General features: G+C 57.5%; 21 protein-coding genes and 1 pseudogene. 13 read left to right on the top strand and 9 right to left on the bottom strand.

Annotated features, from left to right (window positions below; genetic code table 11):
• Positions 1 to 137, bottom strand: a 137-nt coding sequence (locus P3T22_RS30910) for a porin (RefSeq protein ID WP_429327017.1), incomplete at its 3' end; no start/stop codon positions are given.
• A gap of 324 nt (positions 138 to 461) precedes the next feature.
• Here P3T22_RS30910 and P3T22_RS30905 point away from each other — a divergent pair.
• Both P3T22_RS30905 and P3T22_RS30900 read left to right on the top strand, forming a co-directional pair.
• A pseudogene (locus P3T22_RS30905) lies at positions 462 to 832 on the top strand (IS481 family transposase); the annotation flags it as partial.
• 438 nt (positions 833 to 1,270) lie between these two features.
• Positions 1,271 to 1,831, top strand: a complete 561-nt coding sequence (locus P3T22_RS30900) for a Uma2 family endonuclease (RefSeq protein ID WP_063498601.1) — start codon at positions 1,271 to 1,273, stop codon at positions 1,829 to 1,831.
• A 399-nt stretch (positions 1,832 to 2,230) separates the two neighbouring features.
• Here the strand turns inward: P3T22_RS30900 and P3T22_RS30895 are convergent, their stop codons facing one another.
• A complete protein-coding gene (locus P3T22_RS30895) occupies positions 2,231 to 2,512 on the bottom strand; it encodes a response regulator (protein ID WP_429327016.1) in 282 nt (93 codons plus the stop codon).
• Positions 2,513 to 3,217: 705 nt separating this feature from the next.
• Here P3T22_RS30895 and P3T22_RS30890 point away from each other — a divergent pair.
• Positions 3,218 to 3,910: a Crp/Fnr family transcriptional regulator gene (locus P3T22_RS30890; RefSeq protein WP_429327013.1), complete on the top strand. Its 693-nt coding sequence runs from the start codon at positions 3,218 to 3,220 to the stop codon at positions 3,908 to 3,910.
• A 139-nt stretch (positions 3,911 to 4,049) separates the two neighbouring features.
• Here P3T22_RS30890 and P3T22_RS30885 read toward each other — a convergent pair whose 3' ends face one another.
• Positions 4,050 to 5,705: an AMP-binding protein gene (locus P3T22_RS30885; protein WP_429327012.1), complete on the bottom strand. Its 1,656-nt coding sequence runs from the start codon at positions 5,703 to 5,705 to the stop codon at positions 4,050 to 4,052.
• Between the two features lie 317 nt (positions 5,706 to 6,022).
• Between P3T22_RS30885 and P3T22_RS30880 the strand changes: the two genes are divergently transcribed.
• From P3T22_RS30880 to P3T22_RS30870, 3 genes are all read left to right on the top strand, one after another.
• Positions 6,023 to 6,748, top strand: a complete 726-nt coding sequence (locus tag P3T22_RS30880; RefSeq protein ID WP_429327011.1) for a nitroreductase — start codon at positions 6,023 to 6,025, stop codon at positions 6,746 to 6,748.
• Between the two features lie 259 nt (positions 6,749 to 7,007).
• Entirely contained in the window at positions 7,008 to 7,772 is a 765-nt protein-coding gene (locus P3T22_RS30875; protein WP_429327015.1) for an SDR family NAD(P)-dependent oxidoreductase, read from the top strand.
• Between the two features lie 1,091 nt (positions 7,773 to 8,863).
• Positions 8,864 to 9,793, top strand: coding sequence for a LysR family transcriptional regulator (locus P3T22_RS30870; protein ID WP_429327010.1), 930 nt, complete (start codon positions 8,864 to 8,866; stop codon positions 9,791 to 9,793).
• Between the two features lie 325 nt (positions 9,794 to 10,118).
• Here P3T22_RS30870 and P3T22_RS30865 read toward each other — a convergent pair whose 3' ends face one another.
• Both P3T22_RS30865 and P3T22_RS30860 read right to left on the bottom strand, forming a co-directional pair.
• Positions 10,119 to 11,306: an acetyl-CoA C-acyltransferase gene (locus tag P3T22_RS30865; protein WP_429327009.1), complete on the bottom strand. Its 1,188-nt coding sequence runs from the start codon at positions 11,304 to 11,306 to the stop codon at positions 10,119 to 10,121.
• Between the two features lie 21 nt (positions 11,307 to 11,327).
• Positions 11,328 to 12,095, bottom strand: a complete 768-nt coding sequence (locus tag P3T22_RS30860) for a 3-hydroxyacyl-CoA dehydrogenase (protein ID WP_063498593.1) — start codon at positions 12,093 to 12,095, stop codon at positions 11,328 to 11,330.
• A 502-nt stretch (positions 12,096 to 12,597) separates the two neighbouring features.
• On the opposite strand from P3T22_RS30860, the gene P3T22_RS30855 reads away from it, so the two are divergent.
• From P3T22_RS30855 to P3T22_RS30830, 6 genes are all read left to right on the top strand, one after another.
• On the top strand, positions 12,598 to 13,617 hold the full coding sequence (locus tag P3T22_RS30855; RefSeq protein WP_429327008.1) for an AraC family transcriptional regulator: 1,020 nt from the start codon (positions 12,598 to 12,600) through the stop codon (positions 13,615 to 13,617).
• Between the two features lie 413 nt (positions 13,618 to 14,030).
• On the top strand, positions 14,031 to 15,344 hold the full coding sequence (locus P3T22_RS30850) for an MFS transporter (protein WP_429327007.1): 1,314 nt from the start codon (positions 14,031 to 14,033) through the stop codon (positions 15,342 to 15,344).
• 43 nt (positions 15,345 to 15,387) lie between these two features.
• Entirely contained in the window at positions 15,388 to 16,275 is an 888-nt protein-coding gene (gene ltnD / locus P3T22_RS30845; RefSeq protein ID WP_429327006.1) for an L-threonate dehydrogenase, read from the top strand.
• Between the two features lie 28 nt (positions 16,276 to 16,303).
• Positions 16,304 to 17,470, top strand: a complete 1,167-nt coding sequence (locus P3T22_RS30840; protein WP_429327005.1) for an acetyl-CoA acetyltransferase — start codon at positions 16,304 to 16,306, stop codon at positions 17,468 to 17,470.
• 31 nt (positions 17,471 to 17,501) lie between these two features.
• Positions 17,502 to 19,097 carry an acyl-CoA synthetase gene (locus P3T22_RS30835; RefSeq protein WP_429327004.1) on the top strand — a complete coding sequence of 532 codons (1,596 nt, stop codon included), beginning with the start codon at positions 17,502 to 17,504 and terminating at the stop codon, positions 19,095 to 19,097.
• Between the two features lies 1 nt (position 19,098).
• Entirely contained in the window at positions 19,099 to 19,623 is a 525-nt protein-coding gene (locus P3T22_RS30830) for a gamma carbonic anhydrase family protein (RefSeq protein WP_429327003.1), read from the top strand.
• 412 nt (positions 19,624 to 20,035) lie between these two features.
• Here P3T22_RS30830 and P3T22_RS30825 read toward each other — a convergent pair whose 3' ends face one another.
• Positions 20,036 to 20,260, bottom strand: coding sequence for a hypothetical protein (locus P3T22_RS30825; protein ID WP_429327002.1), 225 nt, complete (start codon positions 20,258 to 20,260; stop codon positions 20,036 to 20,038).
• Positions 20,261 to 20,622: 362 nt separating this feature from the next.
• Between P3T22_RS30825 and dld the strand changes: the two genes are divergently transcribed.
• Positions 20,623 to 22,341 (top strand): D-lactate dehydrogenase, encoded by a 1,719-nt coding sequence (gene dld / locus P3T22_RS30820; RefSeq protein ID WP_429327014.1) that lies wholly within the window; start codon positions 20,623 to 20,625, stop codon positions 22,339 to 22,341.
• Positions 22,342 to 23,240: 899 nt separating this feature from the next.
• Here dld and P3T22_RS30815 read toward each other — a convergent pair.
• From P3T22_RS30815 to P3T22_RS30805, 3 genes are all read right to left on the bottom strand, one after another.
• On the bottom strand, positions 23,241 to 23,639 hold the full coding sequence (locus P3T22_RS30815) for a PPC domain-containing DNA-binding protein (protein WP_082855255.1): 399 nt from the start codon (positions 23,637 to 23,639) through the stop codon (positions 23,241 to 23,243).
• Between the two features lie 8 nt (positions 23,640 to 23,647).
• Positions 23,648 to 24,325: a hypothetical protein gene (locus P3T22_RS30810; protein ID WP_429327001.1), complete on the bottom strand. Its 678-nt coding sequence runs from the start codon at positions 24,323 to 24,325 to the stop codon at positions 23,648 to 23,650.
• Positions 24,326 to 24,389: 64 nt separating this feature from the next.
• On the bottom strand, positions 24,390 to 25,289 hold the full coding sequence (locus P3T22_RS30805; RefSeq protein ID WP_429327000.1) for a LysR family transcriptional regulator: 900 nt from the start codon (positions 25,287 to 25,289) through the stop codon (positions 24,390 to 24,392).
• Positions 25,290 to 25,342: the final 53 nt, after the last annotated feature.

The following is a 25,342-nucleotide window of genomic DNA, read 5'->3' as shown; positions in this document are numbered from 1 at the left end:
GTGGCGGAGGTCTTGACGTTGTTGGTATACATCAGACCGGCATCGATCAGGCCGTACAGGGTGACCGAACTCTGTGCATGGGCGGCCGATGCGGCGAGGGCCGCGGATACGCCGAGGGCAACGGGGATCTTTTTCATAAATTCACTCCAGCGTGTTTGGATTGAGCCTTAAAGCAACGACGCGAGTATAGGAGGCGGGTGCAGTCCACCATCATTTTCGGACTGCATAAGATTTTCCCGATTTTCCGGGATAATCCGTCACAAACTCGCAACTATCGCGATGCAGCGCCACCAGCCAAGGTGCAGTACAGCCGAGTTTAATCCGTTTGGTAGGGTGTGTTGTTGTATCAACGCGACGGCGCCGGTGTTATCCGGAGTTCACACTTTTGACGTAGGGAAAAATGCGCATCGTCGATGTTTTCGCCTGGCATCACGCATCCCTCAGGAAACTGTTTGTTCGTTGAAGCGGCCCTGCAGGAAATCTCCCACCACCGCCCGCTGCTGAAGAACCACGTGGATCCGCAGGTCGAGGCCGCGGTGATCGAACTGGCCCTGGAACTGCCCGCTTACGGCCAGATCCGTATCGCCAACGAGGTGCTCAAACGCCATGCCCTCAGCGTCTCGCTGCAGGGGGTGCGTAGCATCTGGCTGCGCCATGCCCCTGGAGACCATGAACAAGCGCCTGAAGGCGCTGGAGGCGAAGTCCGCCCTGGAAGGGCTGGTGCTGATCGAATCGCAGCTCACCGCGCTGGAGCGCGGCCAAGCTGGAAAAGGAAACGCATGGCGAATTCGAATCTGAATGCCCCGGCTACTGCAGCGCGCAATCGAGATACCAGTTTGCGCGTTCTCCCGAATTGGTTTGCGTGCGAGCAACGCAACGGGTCGGCCGAACGAGGTGTTCGGTATCGCGCAAGCCAGCGCCAGGCGCGTTGCGCGTGAGAGTATCTGCCATTTCGGCTCGCAAATCACCCGCTGTATTGGAAGACATCTTTGCTCGATTAGCCACAATTGGGCCTGCACAGCCGGCTATGATTAGGTGGGGTCCCGAACACTATCGTCGCGACAGGCGGGACGCAGCGCGCGGGTGGATCGTTTGGGCGTGGCCGTCCCGATAGCTTCCGCATGGTGATTGAACTCCGCGGTGTAGGAGAGCTATCCCCGAAGGTTGAAGCTGATCCGAGAAGTCTCGTTGTTTGCGCTGTGCCTGTATATGAAGATATCGAACCGAGAAACGAGCGTCTACACCTAATTTAGTTACCTGTGAGAACCTAATGGATCGGTTGCCTTTCTTGGACCGCAACGCGTTGATTATGATGTGGCAGCGCCTGACCGTGAAGCCGGACGTGGTTCAATGGTACCCGTACGAGTTGAACGAGTGCGGGGAAATAGTCGCGAATGCATGCCCGTCGGCTCGGCGCCAGATAGTGCTCACGGACGTTTATGTCCAACTGAACGAGCGGTTGGGTCATCTTGCGGCAATGTCGGTGGCCGTTACCACTCTCTGCTTTGGCATCATGGTCCCGGACGTCGTATGGATGTTGCCCGAGAAATGGGAAGATTTCGACCGCGACGACCCGGTGCCGTTCGTGCCCGACCTCTGTGTCGAGGTGCTCCTGGATAGCGAGCGACAGCAGAACATAGCCCACCGGGTGCACGCCTATCTGGAAGGGGGAGCCCGTGAAGTCATCGTTGTCGGTCCAGACGGGAAGGTGGAGTTCTGGGGAGCGGAGGGTCTGCGACAGACATCGATGTTCGAAGTGGTGTTATCGCTTGACAGCGGGTATTTCGAGGTGGACGGCGCCATCGCAGAGCCAAATGGCGTCCGTTCGTGAAAGGCGGTAGGTCACTCAAGAACCTCTGCCACGTTTCATTCTTTGCGCAACAACTTGCTTAGTAGCACCGTCAGAATTCAATTCTTTTCTGCTGCGACGGGATGGCATTGCTGGTAAGTGACTGGCCCTAGGCTCGGGGCTCCAGACACCCTTCACAGGACGGCTCGTCCATCTGGTGGGGCGCGGCGGTAACGCTGTTTTTGGTGGCGGTCGCTTCCCAAAAAATGAGACTAAGGAAAAAGTTTCGATGGATTCGTTGACACAGGAGGAGAATCAAGTGCAGTAATAGTTGTGCAGTAGTGCTTGAATAGTGGAGACATCTTCGCCTCCGGGGAAAAAAACGCGAGACGTTCAAATAATCGATAGCCGATGGTGAATACCGAATTCTCCTGATCGGGCTTATCGCTCTGTCCTACCTACGACAGCCTCGAGGAGGGTGAGTAGCCGCACTGGAGCGAGTGGCTTTACACAGTACCCGTCAAAACCGGCCTCGAACGCCCGGGCTATGTCTTGGCGAGAGGCCCGTGCAGCGAACGCAACGAGCAGCATGTCGCAAGTGAGCGTGCTTGCCTTAAACCGGCGAGCGAGATCAATCCCGGTCATCCCGGGCGTCGCTATGTCGATAACGATGGCGAATGGTTGCCATTGTTCGGCGAGCGCGTACGCCGCGCTCGCGTCAATTCAATTTACCGGTGCTAGCCCGCATCGTCGATTGGCGTGCCGCGCTCGCCCCGCTGTTCAAGTCGGAGCGCGGGAAGTTTGTTCGCCCCCGGCGATCCCACGCAAGGCACATTCGGCCGTGTCGTTGTCAATTTCGACGCTGCCCGTCATCATGACGACATCCAAGTGTCTCATTGCGTGTTTCGGCTCTCGATCGGATCGCGTCCAACACGTGGTTCGAGTAGATCTGCGGAATCACGACAGATCAGTTGTACCTGATTGTCGCAGACATCGTTAAAAATGGCCAACTTCTTCGACCTCAGATATCTCATGGAACACGTCCAGGCGGGTGACAGATTTGTCGGTAGCGTTCGTCATCTTTCACGATTGGCGCCTATCCAGAGTATGGCGTCCGAACGTGTCGATTCGAACGTACACGCCGGCAAAAGCGCGGCGTTTTGGTAGACACTTTGGGCAGCCACTCCCGTGTGCTAGAAGATGTTGTAGTCGACCATCGAGTCGCCTTGCTGCCATTTCCTCTACGCATTTCCCGTCGGCGTGTCGTAGAAGCCATCCGCGAAGTTGTACCTCACGAATGCAAAGAGCCCGAGTGAGAACCGTAACGGTCCAAAGACTTCGACGTCACCTACAAATCTGGTCATCGTTCGGCGTCGGCCGGTAAATGGTTAAACTATGGCCACTTGAGACTTCGAACGTAACCTCCCTATGTCCCTCTCAATTGAGTTGCAGAGCTTCATATCGCGCTCCGCCTGGTCGGTTAATTTGACACGGGAGCAACTCGCTCGCGTGGAGAAAGATGCCTTTCAACGATCGTATGCTGCCGGCGCTCCGGTCTGTCATCGGGGAAGCCCAGCGGATCATTGGCTTGGCGTGATCGAAGGTTTAGTCAAAGTCGATGCGGTCTCTACAGCGGGGCGGTCCACAACGTTCGCCGGCGTGCCGGGGGGATGCTGGTTTGGAGAGGGCGCCGTACTAAAAGATGAGCCTCGTCCATACTCAGTGGTCGCGCTGCGCGACAGCGAAGTGGCTTTTATCCCGCGCAGCACATTCGAGTGGCTGCTTGACAATAGCCATTCGTTCAGCCGATTTGTCATCGATCAACTCAATGCACGGTGCGGATACTACGTAGGTCTCGTCGGCAGCCTGCGTTGGCATAAAGCGTCCGCAAGAGTCGCTTTCTGTCTCGCTGAGCTGTTCAATCCTCAACTCTTTAATGCTACTGATTTGACACTGGGTCTTTCGCAAGAAGAAATCGGGCGCCTGTCCGGCCTATCCAGGCAGAACACAAACCGAGCGCTTCGCGAGCTCGCTGATGCGGGATTCTTAATGATCGAGTACGGCTCGGTCCGAATTGTTGACCTGAAAGGGTTGCGAGATTTCGCCCACTCCGGAGATTGATCGCGCCATGGGTGCGATCGGTGTCGCAAGTGCAAGCATCGTTGCACCCGCGACATGGCTTAACTCGCTGCTGATGTAAGCAAAACTGGGGTTCGCTTCCCTGCGTTCCGAAGGTTGAGCCCGAAGGCCGCCTAAGTAGTTATGCGTGAGATAGCTTCGTAATGGCCTCCCGGCTACCAGCTTCCGCGCGAAGTCGGAATTTTTGAATTTTGCCGGTACCTGTTTTTGGCAGGGTGCCGTACACGATCCTCACGGGGCACTTGTAGTGAGCGAGCCGCTCACGACAGAACGTAATCAGCTCTCGTTCCGGCGGGGCATCGAAACCCTGCTTCAATTCGACAAATGCGCAGGGCACTTCGCCCCACTTGGCATCCGGCTGCGCCACGACTGCCGCGATGAGGACGGCCGGGTGTTGGTGCAGTACGTCTTCCACCTCTACTGATGAAATATTTTCACCACCCGAAATGATGACGTCTTTGGAACGGTCCGTGATCTGAACGTATCCATCGGGGTGCACTACGGCAATATCGCCGGTGTGGAACCAGCCACCTTCAAAAGCGTTTCGGGTCGCCTCCTCGTTCTTCAGATAGCCTTTCATGATTACATTGCCACGCAGCAATATCTCTCCCTCAGTCTTTCCGTCCGCAGGAACCGGCTCAAGCGTGGTGTGAGTTGCTACTCGCATGGCTTCAAGTCCGGAGGTCCGGTGACCTTGACGCGCCTTCAGGCGCGCCTGCTCCTCGTTGGCCAATGCGTGCCAGTTAGCCTGGATGAAGCAACTGACCGGCGTGCCCGACGCTTCGGTAATGCCGTACACGTGCTCAACTTCGAATCCCAACTCGCTTACCGACTTCAACACGCCGGCCGGGGGAGGTGAACCCGCCGTGCGCACGCGAACGGTCCGAGGCAACGGGCTACGCTCGCTGGCGGGTGCGTCGGCCAATGCGGCGAGGACGATTGGCGCCGCACAAAAATGGTCGACGCCGTGCTCCCGGATGGCTCTAAATATTCCTGCGGCATTGACTTTGCGCAGACAGACATGGGTTCCGCCAGCGGCGGTGACCGCCCACGCGAAGCACCATCCATTGGCATGGAACATGGGGAGCGTCCAGAGATACACCGGCCCGCGGGGCACGCCCCAATCGATCAACTGAAGCATGCTCATAAGTTGAGCCCCACGGTGACTGAACACGACCCCTTTCGGGTCTGAGGTCGTTCCAGACGTGTAGTTCAATGCGATAGCGTCCCATTCGTCTGCGGGCCATATGCCCTCGAAGTCCGGATCACCCTCTTCGAGCAATTGCTCATAGTCGAGCTCACCTATCGATGACCCAGGCGGCGCTTCGAGATCGGCAATGTCGATCACGAGTGGCCTATCTGGGACGTGCGCGAGGGCTTCCGCGGCAAGGGCGGCAAATTCACGATCCACAAGAAGAACCTTACATTCCCCGTGAAGCAGGATGAACCGAATGCCGTCGGCATCCAGCCTGCAATTGATCGCGTTGAGCACGGCGCCGCTCAGCGGCACCCCGAAATGTGCCTCCACCAGCGCAGGCGTGTTAGGCGCGATAATCGATACCGTATCGCCGCGCTTGACCCCTCGCCGGGCCAGCGCGCTGGCCAGTCGGCGGCAGCGACTGCGCGTGGCCGCCCATGTCTGGTGCAACGCACCATGCACGATAGCGATGCGCTCGGGAAACAATTCGGCACATCGATCGAGCGAGTGCAGCGGTGTCAGCGGCACATAGTTGGCTTCGTTTCGATCGAGCCCGTGCTCGTAAATTTGGGTGGGCATGTCATGTCTCCTCGCCGGTATGTGAATGTCTTCCGAACACAAGCGGTGCGTAGGTGCAACCTCTGAATTGGATCGCATCGAACCTTACGATGCCGGATCAAGTTTATACGCTGCACTAGCCAGGCACTGTCCCGAAGATGACACTTCGTGGGTTTATTGAAGCGATCGGCTATTGGTGTTGATTGCCATGTTCAAGACAATGTCTTGTACGAGACAACATATCTCTTTCCGCCCCGCTAATATTGCTCGCAAAAGCAATGCTGCCGAGTAAGGGAGTTGCTCGGCTTTGCCGAACTTGGAGACAGAGGGAGTGACCGATGAAAAGAAGTGACACACCGCCGCCGATGGATGCCGATGCGCTTCGCAAGGCTATCGAATGGGCCATCCTGTCACGTCGCAGCGTGAGGGCGTTTCTGCCCACGCCCGTACCTCGAGAGACGGTGGAATCGATATTGGACGTGGCGCGGTTCGCTGCCACGGGCGTCAACATCCAGCCCTGGCGAGTACACGTCGTCACGGGTCACGCCAAAGATCGCGTCTGTGCCGCGATTCAACAGGTTAATGACAATTCGGCATTGGACGAGACATGCGCGGACGAGTGGGACTATTACCCGCGTGAGTGGATATCGCCATACCTGGAAAGAAAACGCGCCGTGGGGTGGGAGCTATATGGGTTGCTTGGAATCGAAAAGGGCGACAAGGAACGAATGCAGGCCCAACACAGCCGCAACTATCAATTCTTCGACGCGCCCGTCGGCCTGCTCTTCACAATCGACCGCGTTATGCAGCAGGGCAGCCTGCTCGACTACGGCATGTTCCTGCAAAACATCATGATCGCTGCACGCGCCCATGGCTTGAGCACATGCCCTCAGGCGGCATTCATGAAGTACCACAAAGTCATTGCCGATCAACTCCGACTGGAGACGAATGAGATGTTCGTCGTCGGCATGAGTCTTGGATTTGCGGATCCCTCATGTATCGAGAACACCCTCGTCACGGAAAGAGCAGAGGTTGGCTCGTTCACAACGTTTTACTCAGACTAGCTGCGCGTCACCGGGACCGGGTTTGACCGGTTGAGGACCACTCGCGCGCACTGCGGACGACGTCCTAACTCAATAGCGATTGGACAGCCCCACCGCACCGGGCTGCGGGACTGCTTGTGCCCTCGCGAGTCTGCAGTTTTGCCCCGTGGAGAACAGCATCTGGGGCTGGCTGAAGGCGCCCTTGTCACGCATTCATTACGACGACGCTGCTTCGACTAGCGACGCGTTAACGGCAGCATCACATGAAAGAAAATCGGACATGCAGATCAAAGACAACGTGTTTGTAGTAACTGGGGCCGGTTCCGGTCTCGGGGCGGCCACAGCGAAAATGATCGTCGAACGGGGCGGGAAAGTGGTTCTGGCGGACCTCAACGCCGACGCGGGCAAGGCCATCGCCGCTGAGCTTGGGCCGAATGCCCGATTCGTTGTCACGGATGTCGCCAGCGAACACAGCGCCAAAGCAACTTTCGCAGTGGCCATGGAAATGGGGCTCCTCCGGGGACTCGTCAATTGCGCAGGTGTTGCTCCCGCCGAAAAGGTCATCGGTCGTCAGGGGACCCACAAATTGGATTCCTTCGCTCGAACGATCCATATCAACCTGGTAGGCAGTTTCAATATGATCCGAATTGCGGCGGAAGTGATGAGCACGTGCCCGCAAGAGACCTCCGGCGAGCGCGGGGTCATCATCTGCACAGCCTCGGTGGCCGCGTTTGAGGGACAGGCGGGACAGGCAGCCTACGCGGCTTCCAAGGGTGGCATTGTAGCAATGACGTTGCCACTCGCACGGGAACTCTCCCGACGGGGTATCCGGGTCATGACAGTAGCGCCAGGCATTATGGAAACCCCTATGCTGCTCGGCATGCCCACTGAAGTACAGGACGCGCTGGGCAAAACGGTGCCGTTTCCATCCCGATTGGGTAAGCCCGTGGAGTACGCCGCTCTTGTGGAGCACATCCTCATGAACGAATATCTGAACGGCGAGGTCATCCGTCTCGACGGCGCAATCCGTATGGCCGCCAAGTAAGCCGAATGGTTCGTTGTCAGCGGACAGGCCATGTCCATCGATTTCGTAGTGATCGTTTCTTCGTTCGCCTCCTTGCGTCAAAAGGTCTTTCCAGCAGCACGACGCCGTATTTCGGCGCCTTCGCAGTAAAGGCCGCTACCCAGTACGCCAGCATCAGCGCCTGGAAGGTCCAGCAACCATCGAACTATCGTTCTGGGATGTGTGCCGGCCGCCTGTCTCGGCCAGCTTCCCGGTGGGCCTGTCGGCACTCACCGGTGTTAAGCTTCTCCACTGTCAGCAACGTGCGGGATCTCCGCCATGCGACGTATGACTGTCGATCGCGGCAAAGTCAACATACTCGGAGGCACCTGTGTCATGTTTCTCTGCACCATCGGTGCAGGGTCCCTGCACCTTGAGAAAGCGCTGCACCAAATTTCCACCACGCCCGCCAAAAACCGAGGCGTAATATGTGCATTACGCTCATGTTGAGCGCACGCTGAAGACTGCATTTGCCACGAAATCTATCTATCGATAGATTCACAACAAGATACAATCGAACTTTTTGTATGAGGAATTTGACACGCGTTTCTAAACGGCTCCGAAACGCGCCCACTGCAATCTTAAGCATCGAACTCATGCATTGCATTCTCAAAGGGCCGCTCGATCTCACGGCCCTGCATCTCCAGGGTACCTGTTATTCTCGATTTGGAGGACGGTTCGTTCAACTCTTCAAGGCCGCGGCGGAAAATGGGGGCGAATCCAAGACACGCCAGCGTGAAATCGCATCGACCCGTGGTTTGAGCGCGGCTCCGATCAAGCGCTCGCAGTCGCACTTCCCGGCTTCACCTCGGCACGCGCCATTTCCGTCGCCGTTGCTTGCTCCACCGTCTACTACACAAGTTGACAGAGCTGCCGGCGCGGTACTTTGCTTACTGTAACGCCGAGAGACCTCTTCTGTCGGTCGGATGCCGGGTTCCCACCAACGTCTCTGACTGGCTGCGACTGCGGTACGAAGACTAGCGACAAGTCCAGTGGAAAGTTGGCGAAACCGGGTCGGCGCTCTTCAACTGCGTTTGGGATCGATGCAGTTTTAACTACGGGATGGATTCAACATGGACATACTGCACAGCATGCGCGTGTTCACGCGTGTCGTCGACGCAGGTGGTTTTACGGCCGCTGCATCAAGCATGGATATCACAACGGGGCACGCATCTCGGGCCGTCGCTGAACTGGAGGCACACCTCCAAGCCCGCTTGTTACACCGGACTACGCGCCGGGTAGCGCTGACTGATACCGGGGCACGCTTTCTCTCAAGGTGCGAGCAGATCCTTGAAGCAGTAGATCAGGCGGAAGTCGAAGCTCGGGATGCTATCTTCCGTCCTGCGGGAAAACTGCGGGTGCACGCTATGGGCAGTTTCAGTCAGCACTACGTGGTGCCGGCAATCGGTCGGTATCAGCAACGCTATCCGGATGTGAGGATTGAACTTACGCTAACGCAGCGTGTACCGGACCTCCTCGAGGAGGGGTACGACGTTTCGTTGGTCGCTTCGACTGGGCTGGAGGATTCCGGTCTAATTTGTCAGAGATTGGGAACCGCGTTCAGTATTGTTTGCGCCTCCTCGGAATATCTCGCGAAGCACGGTGTCCCGCAATGCCCGGCGGACCTTGTAGGCCATACTTGTCTCCAGCTCGAATCGCCAGTCTTTCGGTCGAACTTATGGACATTGCACCGAGCGGACGACATCGAGAACATTGAACTCGGGCCGTCAACATTCAAGGTCAACATAGCAGACGCTATGGTCGTCGCGGTGAAGACCGGAATTGGGATTGGGTTGCTTCCCATTTATACGGCTATGGATGGCCTATCGTCTGGAGAGCTGACGCGCATTCTGCCCGAGTACGTGTCTCAGGAAATGGACATATATGCTATGTATCTTTCCCGCGAGTTTCTTGACTCGAAGATTCGAACGTGGGTCGACTTTCTCCGCGAGGAAATGCCGAAGAGGCTTGAGGTCGATGTTGCGAAGCTCCGTTCCGAATGACCTGTGAGCTCCGAACTGGCATAGCGCGTTTTTATAGATTGAGGGAGCTGTTACCGCACCGCTCGATGCGGTAACAGCTAACCGATTACCTGCTACTCCCTGGCCGCCTTTAAGTGCACTGACGACGGAACCTCTGGATCAACGAGGAGTGTCCCCAGGCAATGTAACTGCGGAAGCAAATCGCGAGGCGTGGCTCGGGATTCGCGGCCGTCCTGGGCCCGTCTCAGGCAATCGACAATAGAATGTTTTTGCAGCGCGGCCTCGATCCCCTCCCGCAAGCTGATAATGCCTCCGGTACGCCTCAGCGACATCTAGGCACGCAACGTCATAGAGCTTCGATTGCGATGGCGGTAGCTTCACCGCCGCCTAGACATAGACTTGCGATCCCGCGTTTGAGCCCACGTGCGCGCAATGCGTGAATCAGCGTCACGATAATGCGGGCCCCCGATGCGCCGATCGGATGCCCGAGCGCGCAGGCGCCGCCATTCACGTTGACCTTGTCGTGCGGCAGATCGAGATCGCGCATCGCCGCCATCACGGCCACCGCGAACGCTTCGTTGAACTCGAACAGATCGACCTCCCGCAGATTCCAGCCAGTCTTCTCCGTCAGCTTGCGCACCGCACCGATCGGGGCCGTGGCAAAGAGGCTGGGCTTGTCAGCATGTGTAGCGTGCCCGACGATCACAGCCATCGGCGTCAAGCCGCGCCGAATGGCCTCAGAGCGACGCATCAGTACAAGCGCTGCCGCACCGTCCGAAATCGACGATGAGTTCGCCGCCGTCACCGTGCCGTCGTCCCGAAACGCCGGCTTGAGCATCGGGATCTTGTCGAGCTTCGCTTTGCCCGGCTGTTCGTCGATCTCGACCACCGTATCCGTCTTGCCCGCACGCACGGTCACGGGTGCAATCTCCTCCTTGAAGCTTCCGTCGGCGATCGCACGTTGCGCACGCGTGAGCGAGGCTATAGCGTACGCGTCCTGGGCCTCGCGCGTGAACTGGAAAGCTGCCGCGCAATCCTCGGCGAACGCGCCCATCAGACGGCCCTTGTCGTACGCGTCCTCGAGCCCGTCGAGGAACATGTGATCGAGCACCTGCCCATGGCCCATACGGTAGCCACCGCGCGCCTTGGGCAGTAGATACGGGGCCTGCGTCATGCTCTCCATGCCACCAGCGACCATCACGTTCGCTGAGCCCGCCAGCAACAGATCGTGCGCCAGCATCACCGCCTTCATGCCCGAACCGCACATCTTGTTGACCGTCGTTGCGCCCGCCGACAACGGCAGCCCCGCCTTCAGCGCCGCCTGCCGCGCCGGTGCCTGACCCTGGCCCGCCGGCAGCACGCAGCCGAAGATAATTTCGTCGATCTGCTCCGCCGACACGCCAGCGCGTTCGGCTGCGGCGCGAATCGATACCGCACCGAGTTCGCTTGCGCTGGCGGCCGCCAAGTCACCCTGAAATCCGCCCATCGGCGTGCGTGCCGCTCCAACAATAACAATCGGATCGTTTGTCGTCATAATTCCTTTACCTCCAGTAAGTCAACGCGGAGCCATGCGCAACGCGCCATCGAGACGAATCACTTCGCCGTTTAACATCGGGTTCTCGGCGATATGGCGTACCAGCGCCGCAAATTCCTCCGGCCGCCCGAGACGCGACGGGAACGGCACGCCCTTGCCGAGCGAATCCTGTACGTCCTGAGGCATCGCCGACATCATCGGTGTCGCGAAGATCCCCGGCGCGATAGTCACCACCCGGATACCGAAACGAGCCAGTTCACGCGCCACCGGCAGCGTTAGTCCAACCACGCCGCTTTTAGACGCGGCATAAGCGGCCTGCCCTATCTGTCCGTCGAACGCCGCGATCGACGCGGTGTTGACGATCACGCCGCGTCCGCCGTCCTCATCTACTTCCTGCTTCGACATGGCGTCAGCAGCGAGCCGGATCATGTTGAATGTGCCGACCAGATTGATCGAGACCGCGCGTGCGAAGCTGGCAAGACCGTGCGGTCCCTCGCGGCCGACTACCTTCTCGCCCGGCGCAACGCCCGCGCAGTTGACAAGGCCATCGATGCGGCCGAACGCGTCCAGCGCGGCGGCGACTGCGGCCTGGCCGTCGGTCTCGCTGGTTACATCTGCCGTCTGGAAGCGCGCCGCAGCGCCAAGTTCACGCGCCAGCGCCCCAACCGCTTCAGCGTTGACGTCGAGCAGCATCGCTTTGCCGCGCTGCGCCACAACCATGCGTGCCACAGCAGCACCGAGGCCTGAACCCGCTCCAGTGATGAGAAATACCCGATTTGTGATGTTCATTCGCTCCGCCCTCTTAAGTGTCTGATGCCCTGTCGGTTTCCATGTTGCACAGAAGGATGCCGGCGCGTGCCGCTCAGGGTCGACGGCAACGAGCCGCCTAATTCGAGCGCTCGTCGATAGGCCCGCACCGGGAGCGCCCATATCCGCGCGAAACTGAAGCTGCGATGCTGTCTGTTGACAGCGGCCGGGTCGAAGGCCGTCGTGTCCGTGGTTACAGACCTGTCGCCACATTCGACGCACCCGTTCAACCCGCGATCGACGTCACCGTGCAGATGCGCAACTTCAGCCCCAATGAATGCGGGCGCGGGCGACGGCGTCGGCATATACCTGTATCGACCGACTGATGGCTGCTGCTGGCATGGGTGCTCCTTCTTTCCATTTCGGCCGGAATCCACATGGCTACGACAGATTTGCTTCCAATGATCGGCAGTTCGAACATTGCAATCAATGACAAATAGAACCTAGAATTTTGATTGGATTTGCCATATGAGGAGACCACCAAATGGAGCCGCAGATGATCTCGCCGGGTTTTGTCGATGACGCTCTCGCGTGTCTGCGTCGGCAAGGATTTGCCGTGGAGCCGGTATTACGGGCAGCAGGCCTGCCGACCACGGTGCATGAATCCGTAACGACGCAGGAGTACGGTCGGCTCTGGCTTGCGATCGCCGACGCGTCCGACGATGAATTCTTCGGCTTGTCCGCGCGCCCGATGCGGCGCGGCAGCTTCACGCTGCTGGCCCAAGTGGTACTGCACGCGGAAACGCTCCGCAAAGCGTTACGCCGCGCGCTTCAATTCCTGCGGGTTGTGCTCGACGACCCACGTGGTGAGCTCATTGTCACGGACGGTCAGGCGCAGATCGTTCTCGCTGGAGAAGGCACTCCGTACCCGGCCTTTGCCTATCGGACGTTCTGGCTGATTCTGCTGGGTCTGGCCTGCTGGCTGATTGGCCGGCGCATCCCGCTGCAACGCATCGATTTCGCGTGCTCGAGCCCTGACCACCGTGCCGATTATCATCAATTCTTTGGTGTGCCTGTGCACTTTGATCAACCGAACAGTTGTCTTGCCTTTGACGCCGCCTATCTCGACCTGCCAACGATTCGTTCCGAGCAGGCGCTGAAGACCTTTCTGCGAAGCGCACCCAGCAATCTACTCGTACGCTATCACCACGACACCAGGTGGGTGACGAAAATGCGCTCACACCTGAAGAGCGTGCCTCTGGCGGAGTGGCCGGACTTCGACACACTGGCCCGACAATTACGCATGACGCCCGCGACGTTGCGTCGACGTCTGCGCAGCGAAGGCCAGAGCTTTGCCTCCATCAAGGAAGAGATGCGAAGCACGCTGGCGCAATCACTACTCCGGGAGCGCGGACTCAGCGTGGCCGACATTGCGAGCGAAGTTGGCTTCACAGAACCGAGCGCGTTTCATCGAGCCTTTCGCAAATGGACTGGAACCAGCCCGGGCGCATTTCGCCGCGACTTGTCCGACACCAAGCCAGCGCACCGGATCAAACGGAGCTAACCACCCGAGCGTACGCGGTGATCAAGCGCAAGAGAATACTGCTCGACCACGCATTCTGCGATGAGCGCGAGCCGGATCGGGAGTCGGCTCGTTCAACTCGGTACCGCGCACGAGTTGGACGAGATTGATGCCTGCTGTGCGGGTCTTTGCCACCGTTCGCAGCACGCGCAGCGCAAGTGATCCCGCGTGCGCGCCGGGACCCACCCTCCCTGAAATCATCAATAAATAACGGTCCATATTGTAGCTCCATAGTTAACCCTACTTAGGCACACTTTCCCCTTTAAATATATGGACTCTACCGTTAGCATAAGTCTACTTGATTAACTTTAAAACACAGAGTCCATTATATGGACCGTTAATCGGAAGGTAACCATCGGATCCAAGCGATTCTGGAACCTTCCAGAAGGAGGCACATGTCTAGCGTCAAAGGTATTACCCAGTCTGGGGAGGCAGTTAGTCAAAATTCCGAAGCCGCGGTGTATTCGAAGGTCACGTGGCGAGTGATTCCGCTTTTGCTCATGTGCTACGTCGTCGCCTACCTAGATCGCGTAAACGTTGGCTTTGCCAAGCTTCAGATGCTTCGCGACCTACACTTCGACGAAACTGTGTACGGTTTGGGTGCCGGCATTTTCTTTATCGGCTACTTTCTATTCGAGGTTCCAAGCAACATCATCCTGCACAAAGTCGGCGCACGCGTGTGGATTGCGCGGGTTATGGTCACGTGGGCGTTCATTTCGGCTGCAACGATGTTTGTTACCACGCCCACCATGTTCTACTTCTTTCGCTTTGCTTTAGGCCTTGCCGAAGCGGGACTATTTCCAGGCGTAATCTTGTATCTCACGTACTGGTATCCATCAAAGCGTCGGTCGAAAATGATCTCGCTTTTTATGACTAGCATCCCGGTAGCAGGCGTGATCGGTGGCCCGTTGTCTGGTTGGATCATGCATTCAATGTCGGGCGTATACGGATGGGCCGGGTGGCAATGGCTCTTCCTGCTTGAGGCATTGCCCTCAATCGTCATGGCAATTGCTGTTCTCGCTTACCTCGACGACCGAATCAGCGACGCGAAATGGCTCACAGACGATGAGCGCAGGTTGATCACCGCAGAAATCGCCAAGGACCAGGCTCAAACACAATCCCACTCACTGCGCGATGGTTTCACTAACCCGCGCGTCTGGCTCATGTGCAGTATCTATTTCTTTCTAGCCGTCGAACTTTACGGCGTCGGATTCTTTCTGCCGACGCTGATCAGGAACTCCGGCGTCAAGGATCCGCTTGCAATTGGCATTTTGAGCATGGCGCCGTACGCGGCCGCAGTGATCGGAACGATCCTCGTTGGTCGCTCATCAGACGCGATGCACGAACGCCGCTTGCACATCACCATACCGGCGTTGATCGGTGCGCTCGCCTGGCTCGTCGCTGTGCGGTTCGGCCACGACATCGTCGTCGCGATGATCGCACTTACGGTGGTGACCTGCTGCGTGATCATCGCTATCTCGCAGTTCTGGTGCCTACCCACGGCCATTTTAAGTGGTGCTGCCGCGGCCGCGGGAATAGCGGTCGTGAATTCTGTCGGCAATCTTTCGGGTTTCCTAGGACCTTTCTTTATCGGGTGGGTTACCGAGAAGACTCATTCAACCGATATCGGACTTTACGTTCTGGCGACAGCACTCGCAATCGGCGGACTGCTGGTGCTGCACGTCCGGAAAGAACTAGTGAACCGATAGCAATATTTATATGCGGTGCCAGGCGCCGTAATGGAGAAAACGGATGAAAAGAGTCGGCGTCATTGGACTCGGTGCGATGGGACAGGGCGTGGCCAAAAATCTCATCAAAGCCGGCTTCGAAGTATTTGGATGCGACGTTCGCGCAGAGTCAGTCGCGGCCTTCGTAGAGCACGGCGGCAAGGGTTGCGATACCCCTGCGCAGCTTGGCTCTCAATGCGACGTGGTGATCACGTTGGTGGTCAACGCAGAGCAGACTGAGCATGTATTGTTCGGCGAAGCCGGCGCAGCGCAACAACTCCGTCCAGGCAGCGTTGTCGTGGCGGCGGCCACGGTACCGCCCGGATATGCGGCTCAGTTGGGCAGGCACCTCGCCGAAAGGAGCATCGACCTCATTGATTCGCCCGTGTCGGGTGGAGTGGTCGGTGCCGCAAACGGCACTTTGGTATTACTCAGTTCGGGACCAGAGTCTGCTTATGCAGCCTGCGGCGACGTTCTCGACGCGATTTCCTCGAAAGTGTACCGACTGGGTGGCGAGCACGGAATTGGTTCGACAGTGAAGGTAATTAACCAACTGCTTGTCGGGGTCCAGATAGCGGCTGCCGCAGAGGCGATGGCATTGGGATTGCGAGAGGGTATTGACCCGCAGAAGCTCTACGACGTGATCAGCCATAGCGCAGGGAATTCATGGGCATTCACGGACCGCGTCCCTCACATACTGCGCGGAGAATTCGCGCCCCCTCACACGGCACTAGACATTTTCGTCAAGGACCTGGGGCTCGTGCTGGACGCGGCACGATCGAGCAAGTTTCCGCTACCGCTCGCGTCCGTCGCCCACCAGATGTTTACTACGGCATCCGCCGCCGGCTTCGGAAACGAGGACGATACAGCTGTCATCAAAATTTTTCCCGGCATCACGCTTCCCCGCGTTTAAATTCCCTTCTCTCTCAGAGGTCAAGAAAATGCAACCTTCCATCATCGGCTGGAGCCATCTCCCCTTCGGCAAGCTCGACGCTCTCGAACCGGAGGAAATGATTTCCCGAGTCGCCATTGAGGCTCTCGAGCACGCCGGGATCGACGCAAAAGCAGTCGATTCCGTCCACATTGGTACGTTCAACGGTGGCTTCGTGTATCAGGATTTCCCGTCGACACTCGTTTTCAATGCCATTCCCGAACTCCGCTATACCTCGACGGTGCGCAGTGAGAACGCGTGTGCTACAGGGTCGGCCGCGATTTATTCAGCCCTCGACGCTATTCGCGCTTGTCGCTCAAAGTACGCGCTGGTAATTGGCTACGAAAAGATGACTAGCCTCCCGACGAAAGAAGTCGGCGAAATACTTCAGAAGTGCTCGTACGCGAAGGAAGAAGCCAGCGTACCTGGTGGTTTCGCAGGGATATTTGGAACGATCGCACAAGCGTATTTCGATCGCTATGGTGACCAGTCTGACGCGCTGGCTGCGATCGCAGCAAAGAATCACCGCAACGGCATGTCGAACCCCTATGCGCACATGCGGCGTGATCTGGGTTTTGATTTCTGCCGCACGCCTTCCGAAAAGAATCCCTTTGTCGCCGGCCCACTCAAGCGCACCGACTGCTCGATGATCTCCGACGGCGCAGCAGCCATGGTTATTGCCGCGCCCGACGCGGCCCGTGACGCAAAGCGCGCAATCACGTTCCGATCGTCGGTTCAGATCAGTGACTTTCTTCCGTTGTCACGGCGCGAACGGACTGAATTTTCTGGAGCCCGCCTCGCATGGCAACGGGGATTGAGCTTGGCAAAACTGACGCTCGACGACCTTGCATTCGTCGAAACGCATGACTGCTTCACCATCGCGGAACTGCTGGAATACGAGGCAATGGGTCTGGCTGAACCGGGGCAAGGAGCCCGCGTGATTCTCGATGGCGTAACGACGAAGGAAGGCCGATTGCCCGTCAATCCGTCTGGCGGCCTGAAGGCAAAGGGACATCCGATCGGCGCGACGGGCGTCTCGATGCACGTGATGGCGGCGATGCAGCTCTCGGGTGACGCTGGAGACATGCAGATTCCAGACGCCAATATCGCCGGTGTCTTCAATATGGGGGGCGCAGCAGTCACCAACTACCTCAGCATTCTCGAACGTCGCGCCTGAAGATGCCGGCATTAAGATAGAGAGACTCGCAATGCTAACCACTGTCATGAATCTCGGCGACCTATTGACCCAAGTCGCACACCGCCATCCCGACGAACCCGGTTTTATTACCCCGACACGGACGCATAGCTGGGCCGAAATCAACCGACGCGTCGATGCCGTATGCACTGCCCTGCGAGAGCAAGGCGTGAAAAAAGGCGACAAAATCCTCGTGCACTCCCGTAACAACCTTTCACTATTTGAAAGCGCATATATCGCGTTCAAGCTGGGAGCTGTGTGGGTCCCGACGAACTTTCGCATAGCGCCGCCCGAGGCGGCCTACCTCGGAAAGTCGAGCGCCGCGAGGGTAATGATTTACGACTCAGGCTTCGAGAGTTACGTCGACGCCGTGCGCGATGCGTCGTCAGCACTGGAATTAGTTGTTTCCCTGGGTAACCCCAGAAGTGGCGAGTTCGCATACGAAGCTTTCGCCGAAAGACCCACAGCGCGATTTCCGTCTGAGAAGGTCGACCGAGATGACCCGCTGTGGTTTTTCTACACTTCCGGCACTACCGGGCATCCAAAGGCGGGCACGCTGACGCACGGCCAGATGGCCTTCGTTGTGACCAATCACCTCGCAGATCTAATGCCCGGCATCGACTATCGATCACGCTCGCTAGTCGTCGCTCCCCTTTCACACGGTGCCGGTATCCATGCCATTGTGAATACGGCCCGGGGCGCGGCTAGCGTTTTGCCGGGCTCCGAACGGATGGAGCCGGAAGAAATCTGGGCACTGGTCGAAAAGCATCGGATCGACAACATGTTCACGGTGCCAACCATCGTCAAGATGCTCACCGAGCATGAATCGGTGGATCGCTTCGATCACAGCTCGCTGAAGTTCGTGATCTATGCCGGCGCGCCCATGTATCGTGCGGACCAAAAGCACGCGCTACGCAAACTCGGCCGCGTGCTGGTGCAGTATTACGGCCTTGGCGAAGTAACGGGAAACATCACAGTGCTGCCGCCGTCGATGCACGAAGAGAACGACGATGCCCCGAACAGCCGGCTCGGTACGTGCGGCTACCCCCGGACCGGTATTGAAGTGGCCATCTGTGACGAGACAGGAGAGCAACTCGAGCCCTACGAAACGGGCGAAGTCTGCGTTCGTGGTCCCGCGGTTATGCTTGGCTACGACAACAATCCGGAAGCCAACGACAAGGCGTTCAAGCACGGATTTTTCCACACCGGCGACCTCGGTCACCTCGATAGAGAAGGTTTTCTGTACATCACCGGTCGATCATCCGACATGTATATCTCAGGTGGGTCGAACGTCTATCCGCGAGAGGTGGAGGAGGCGTTGCTGATTCATGACAGTGTCCATGAAGTGGCGGTGCTTGGTATGCCCGACTCAAAATGGGGCGAGCTTGGCGTGGCCGTGATCGTCTGCAAGGCAGGATGCCAAGCTACGTCCGACGAGCTGATCGAGCATCTGGACGGCAAGCTTGCGCGCTACAAATGGCCACGGCACGTAGTGTTCTGGGACGCGTTGCCGAAATCCGCATATGGCAAGATAACCAAAAAAGACGTTCGTGCCTTGCTCGCAAAAGAGTGGGAGAAGTTCTGTCTCGATCAGAAAGCGAGCGTTTGATATGGCCGTCTACCGAATAGGGTCGCAACGGCCGCTAATCCATCCCGGCGCGTACGTGTCCGAGGAAGCAGTGATCATTGGGGACGTCGAGATCGAGGAAGGCGCGTCCGTCTGGCCCGGAGCCGTGATTCGGGGCGACAACGAAAAGATCATAATCCGGCGCGACGCTAACGTGCAAGACGGTGCGGTTATTCATGGGGACCCCGGCTTTCCAGTAATCATCGGTGAGGGTGTTTCCATCGGCCATCAAGCAATGCTGCACGGATGCACGGTTGGACAAAACTGTCTCATTGGAATTCAGGCAGTTGTGTTAAACGGCGCGATGGTCGGCTCGAATTGCCTAGTCGGAGCTGGCACTTTGATCGGGGAAGGAAAGTCATTCCCCGCGCGAAGCTTGATTATCGGTGCGCCAGCAAAGGTACTTCGAGAGCTAACGGATGAGGTTATTGCGAAATTGCGCGCAAACGCGATCGACTACCGTGAACGCGGCATGAATTACTCGAAAGAACTGGAACGAATCGACTAGGCCGCTCATTGGCTCGACGATTACTGACCATCTCGACATCGGAGCCGCTGCACTGCGGCCCGATGTCGACCCGTGATTTGAAACCCATGCTCGATGGAATGAAAGTACGTTGAATCTGGTAGAGGGCTCGATATGTTGGAACGACACGCCATTGCCGGAAATCGCACCTACTCGCTTAAATAGCGACGATCGTATTGCATTGCTCGACGCTATCTCGAGTCACGATGAGCCTTGTTTCCTCGTCACTACGGGAGACAACGTTATTCGTCGTTCCATTCGACGATCGACTCGGCTCGTGGCGTGACAGAAGTACAGTCGCGATAGTGCTCGCGGTCGCCACGAACTTCGTTGAAGCGACCCCGAGTCCGACGAGGTGCTGAGCTTCAACTCGCCGCCCAGCTAGAAACGCCGCTCAGGCCAAACGTGTGTTTACCCAATCGCGCACTACCGGGAAAGAAATTGAAGGACCGTCGGAGGACGGCGGGATGTCAGATAGCAAATTGGCAAACAAGGCACGACGGGCACCACTCAGTGACAGACGAACCAGCCACCCCGACGCGAGATGATCGACGACGGAATATTCCGGTACCCACGCAACTTCCTTTGCGCCCGACGCCGCACAGACGATCAAGTTCATGTTGCCAGGCGTTCATCGACCCAACAACACCAGTACAGGCGATGCTAGAGCTCCCAACGACAAGCTGCGTCGTTCACGAATCGGTATGGGACGGAGCAATGTCGGGCCCAGTTCCCGGGGTGTCGCGGGGATCGTGGTGAGACTGCTCGTCAGCGATAAGAGGAAGTGGCGCATCCGGCGGAGTCACATCTCCTTCGTTCCCGAAAAACGGCGTCGAGGTATTGAACCAACGACCGACCTAATTTTACGCCCTTGTGTCGACCCGACGCGCTCGAAGGTTGCCGCCAAAACGCTGGGTTAAGTCGATCGCGCCACCTTTAACATTTCGAGAGAAAAATTTGATGTCTGAAGCTTGCGCGCAGATGGCAGTTACTCCCGCCGATGTGGTCCACGCGTTGATTGTGGACCTGGGCAATATCGTCGGCAAGAAGTACACCCTGACCGATGAAGGCGCGACCCGCCGCTACCGCACCGGTTTTCGCTTTGGTTTAGGCAAGGCGCTCGCGGTGGTACGTCCTGGTACGATCGTCGAACAATGGAAAGTGCTGCAGGCGTGCACTGCAGCGAATGTGATTGTGATCACGCAGGCATCGAACACGGGCCTCACTGGCGGCTCGACACCGGACGGCAACGACTATGATCGCGACATCGTGATCGTCAGCACGAGCCGCATGAAGAAGGTGTACGTGATCGATGGTGGCAAGCAGGTCGTCTGCTTTCCCGGGGCAACGCTCGACCAGTTAGAACAGACATTGAAGCCCCTTGGCCGCGAGCCGCATTCGGTGATCGGCTCAAGTTGCATCGGCGCATCGGTATTCGGCGGAGTCTGCAACAACTCGGGCGGTGCGCTGGTGCAGCGCGGCCCAGCGTATACGGAAATGGCGGTATTCGGGCAGGTGGATGTGACGGGAAAACTGAACCTCGTCAACCATCTGGGAATCGAACTCGGCGACACCCCTGAAGACATCCTTGGCCGGCTCGAGCGCGGTGAGTTCACAGATGCCGATATTCGCCACAATGCGGGCGCAGGGTCCGATCGCGGCTACGCGACCCATGTTCGTGAGATCGATGCCGATACGCCGGCGCGGTTCAACGCCGATCTGCAGCGCCTCCATGAGGCATCAGGCTCGGCTGGCAAAGTCATGGTGTTTGGAGTGCGGCTCGATACGTTTCCGATTGAGCGGAACACCCAAGTGTTCTATATCGGTACGAACCGCCCTGACGAGCTTACCGAGATCCGCCGTCATGCACTGCACGACTTCAAGCATTTGCCAATCTCGGGCGAATATATCCATAGAAACGCTTTCGACATCGCTGAGGAATACGGAAAGGATACTTTCATCGCGATAAACTATCTCGGCACGTCCCGGTTGCCCGCATTGTTCAGACTAAAAAGCCGTTTGGAAGCGCTGTTTGATCGGCTCGGGTTTTTCCCTTCGCATTTCACTGACCGCGTGATGCAGGCAGCGAGCCGGCTATTGCCGAGCCACCTGCCCCCGCGAATGAAACAGTATCGTGAAAAGTACGAGCACCACCTGATGCTGAAGGTTACTGCCGAAGGCGTCGACGAAACTCGCGCGTTCCTTGCAAGCTACTTCGCCGACGCCACCGGGGGCTATTTCGAATGCACTGTCGACGAAGGCAGAAAAGCGTTCTTGCATCGCTTCGTCGCTGCCGGTGCAGCCGTCCGCTATCGTGCAGTGCATACCCGGGAAGTGGAGAATATCGTCGCGCTCGACATAGCCTTACGTCGCAACGATCCCGACTGGATGGAGACGCTGCCGCCCGGCATCGAAGATGCAATCCTCTTGAAGTTGTATTACGGCCACTTTCTATGCCACGTGTTCCACCAGGATTACATCGTCAAAAAAGGCAACGACTGCCTCGAAATTGAACACAAGATGTGGAGGCTGCTTGATCGCCGAGGCGCCGAATATCCAGCGGAACACAATGTCGGCCATCTGTATCACGCGAAGCCACAGCTTGCGGCGTTCTATCAGAAACTGGATCCGTGCAATTGCTTCAACCGGGGAATCGGAAAGACATCGAAATTGGCGAAGTACCGGGAAGCGGCCGCTTAGTGGTGAGTAGCCCCGGGGAGTTTCGCCCCGAGGCTCTCGTAGAACCGGACATGAGGCTCGCGCCTCATCCGGCTCCCCTTAGTCAACCGGGCACCGAGCGACACGCCAGTGGGCGAACAACCGCGGAGCAAACTCCTTCATCTTGCGAGCCATTAGACGCTGCGCTGCTTTCGCCGTCGCATGGTCTTGTACCTGCGTCTGGCCCACAGGGCGAGTTTCTGGTCCATGTAACGGAAGAGCTAGCGCATCCCCGCCCCATAGAACGCTCCGTAGTGGTTCCACTGCCCTGTTATCGTTCGATTGCATAACTGCGTGAGATCCTCAAGCGTCGTCGCCGCCCGCCGGCGATGGAGCCAGCCACGCACGACCCGCCTCATCCGCTTGAGCGCGTCGCCACTCACTGCCGGCAAGAAACCGGTGAACAGCCGGTTGTGTCGGCTTCGCACCCCTCTGGGCCGAAACGTGAAGACCAGAATCGTGAACTGCACGTTCGGATACCAATTAAGGATAACGTTGATTGAGCAACACACTGATGCGCAACCTCGGCGTCGCGATAGCTATCGCTGTCGCGAGTACGATGCTCAACGATCGCCTGCCCTCCACTACGAGTAGCTTGCCGAACACGTGACAGTAGAACGTCCGCTTATCGAGCCGTTGCTACACGCGCGGACCGTGCGCTTGGCGCCGGTTGCGAGCGACACCTGGACCCGACCGGAGCTGGCTTGGAGATGCTGCATGCATCTGATGATGCGTGAAGCGCTTGTGATGACTTTCTCCGACGCGTTACACGTGCTCGCGTCGTGCTTCGCGGTGGGCCTGTGCAGCATCATTCCGTTATTTGCAGAAATTGCACCAGGCAGGTGTCAATGTGCGAATTTCCGTGCGCCCCCTTTCTCATCTCAATCAGATATCCATTCTTGCAGCGATACTTCAATCGTTATGAACGAAAGATTCGCACCTCGTCTGAAGCGTCCAGCGAACATTTGTCCTTTGGTGTCTGCGACGATTCCGCTGAGTACCGTATTTGGGTAAGCCCGGTCCCTCAAATCGATTTCACCAAATACGTTCAAGATCTCGACCCCCGGCCCAGAAATAGGCTGCTCACAGGTTGTATTTCCATGCCCGCGCTCCAGGGATGCGTCAACGAGACTTCCCACGACACCACGGATGATTGCTCGACCAATCCCATGCTCAAGGCATTTGTTTTCGAGCGATTCAATCAAATCCTCATTGGGTTTGAGACGCGCAACCACAAGTCGCCCATAATGTCCGGACTCAACAACGACATCGGTATCCATAGTAGATTTCACCGTACCTTAATTGGAAGTAAAAGATCGAAGGTTGTCTCGTGATCGGGTGAGGCAACGAGATCCACCTGTTCGAATAGGCAGAGCCTCACGATCATTGGACTGCCTGCCACGACTGTCTCATCGAGAATGATGTGACCACCGTGCTGAGTGCCGCTGCTGTCGAGGAAGCCGCCGTGGCAATGTAGGATGCGCTTTCCATCACCGCGATGGCCGATGGTGATAGCCGCGGTAATCAATGTGCATTCAAGCGCACAAAGGATCGGTGCCCCATAGACGAAAGGTTTGACGCCTTGTGTTGCCTTCGTCATAACGTGGTACTGGATCGTGCCACAAAGGCCATAGACGATTCTGCCGCAACCACCGCTGTTCGGATAAGCGTCAAGGACGCGGTGCAAGGCTGGTCCCACACTCGCTAGTGCCGGGAGCGAGATACGAAGGTCGCGCGTTCCCGTTGTCGTCGTCACGTCGACAACACGGGGGGCGCAAGCTGTTCCGGGGTGTGTGAATCGCTTGGCCCGAGCGCGCGACTCGGAAACTTGCTCAGACTTGTGTGCCGCTTGATGCATGATTTCAGCCTCCAGATCGTGGTTTCTATCCACAGGCAAGAAGAATGCCAATCTGAAGTACGTTCCTATCCACGCGGACCCGCGCGGGTCTGCGGTCGCTTTCGCCACGACTTTCTCTTGTGCGCATGCGCCTCAATGCGACATGTGTCGCTCGCCGATGGACAACTGTCGCTTATCCGGTTCCGTTTGTGAGTTCATTCGAGATCTGATTTGCGACTGCGACAAAGGTCTCAATGCAAGGGTTGTGATTCTCCTGATTCCAACTGACATTCAGATCGACGATCGGGGGATTGGCTAGCGTCCTGAACTTCACATTCAACGGGCGAGCGGTCTTCATTGACCGATGAACCAGCGCGACTCCGAGTCCTTGTCCGACAAGGTTCACGATGGTCTGCTGATAGTTGGTTTCGAGCCGTATCTTGGGAACGAACCCGCATTGCTTGCAATGTGAGACGATCGCGTCATAGATGTAGGGCGCGGCTCGGCGCGGCGATATGAGAAAGGACTCCTTGCGCAACTCAGAGGCCTCAATGGTGGGGCAGCGTGCCAGGGGGTGATCGGCCGGAAGGGCTACCACAAGGGGTTCCCTAAAGACAGTTCGAGTTTCTAACCCCTCGGTGTCTTCGGGCGGGTACATGATTCCGACGTCAGAATTGCTCGTCCTGATTTCTTCGACCAGCAGCGCAGGTATCGACTCTGTGAGCTGTAGATCTACCTCAGGGTAGGTGGAAGTGTAGGCGCGCGCAATGGCCGGGACGACGCTATAGCTGGCGGAAAACATAAAGCCAACGGACAACGTGCCGGTGTGTCCAAGGCTCGCTGTCAACGCATTGCGCTTTGCCCGTTGCACAGAGCTAAGAATCTCCTTCGCATCAAGAAAAAATCTCTCCCCCGCTGCAGACAGTCGGACGCTGCGGCGTGTTCTATCGAAGAGTACGACACCCAACTCCTTTTCCAGCAACGCAATCTGCCTGGATAGTGGCGGCTGCGAGATGTGCAGAAGCTCCGCTGCACGACCGAAATGAAGCGTCTCTGCCAGAACGACAAAGTACTGGAGATGGCGCAATTCCATATTTATGCCTTCATGGTATTACAGGGTGACTATTATTGTATTGGAAAATATTA

It is taken from the genome of Paraburkholderia sp. GAS348, from assembly GCF_050434205.1.
In the GTDB taxonomy this organism is placed as follows: domain Bacteria; phylum Pseudomonadota; class Gammaproteobacteria; order Burkholderiales; family Burkholderiaceae; genus Paraburkholderia.
This window is presented reverse-complemented; position numbering and strand designations above follow the sequence as displayed.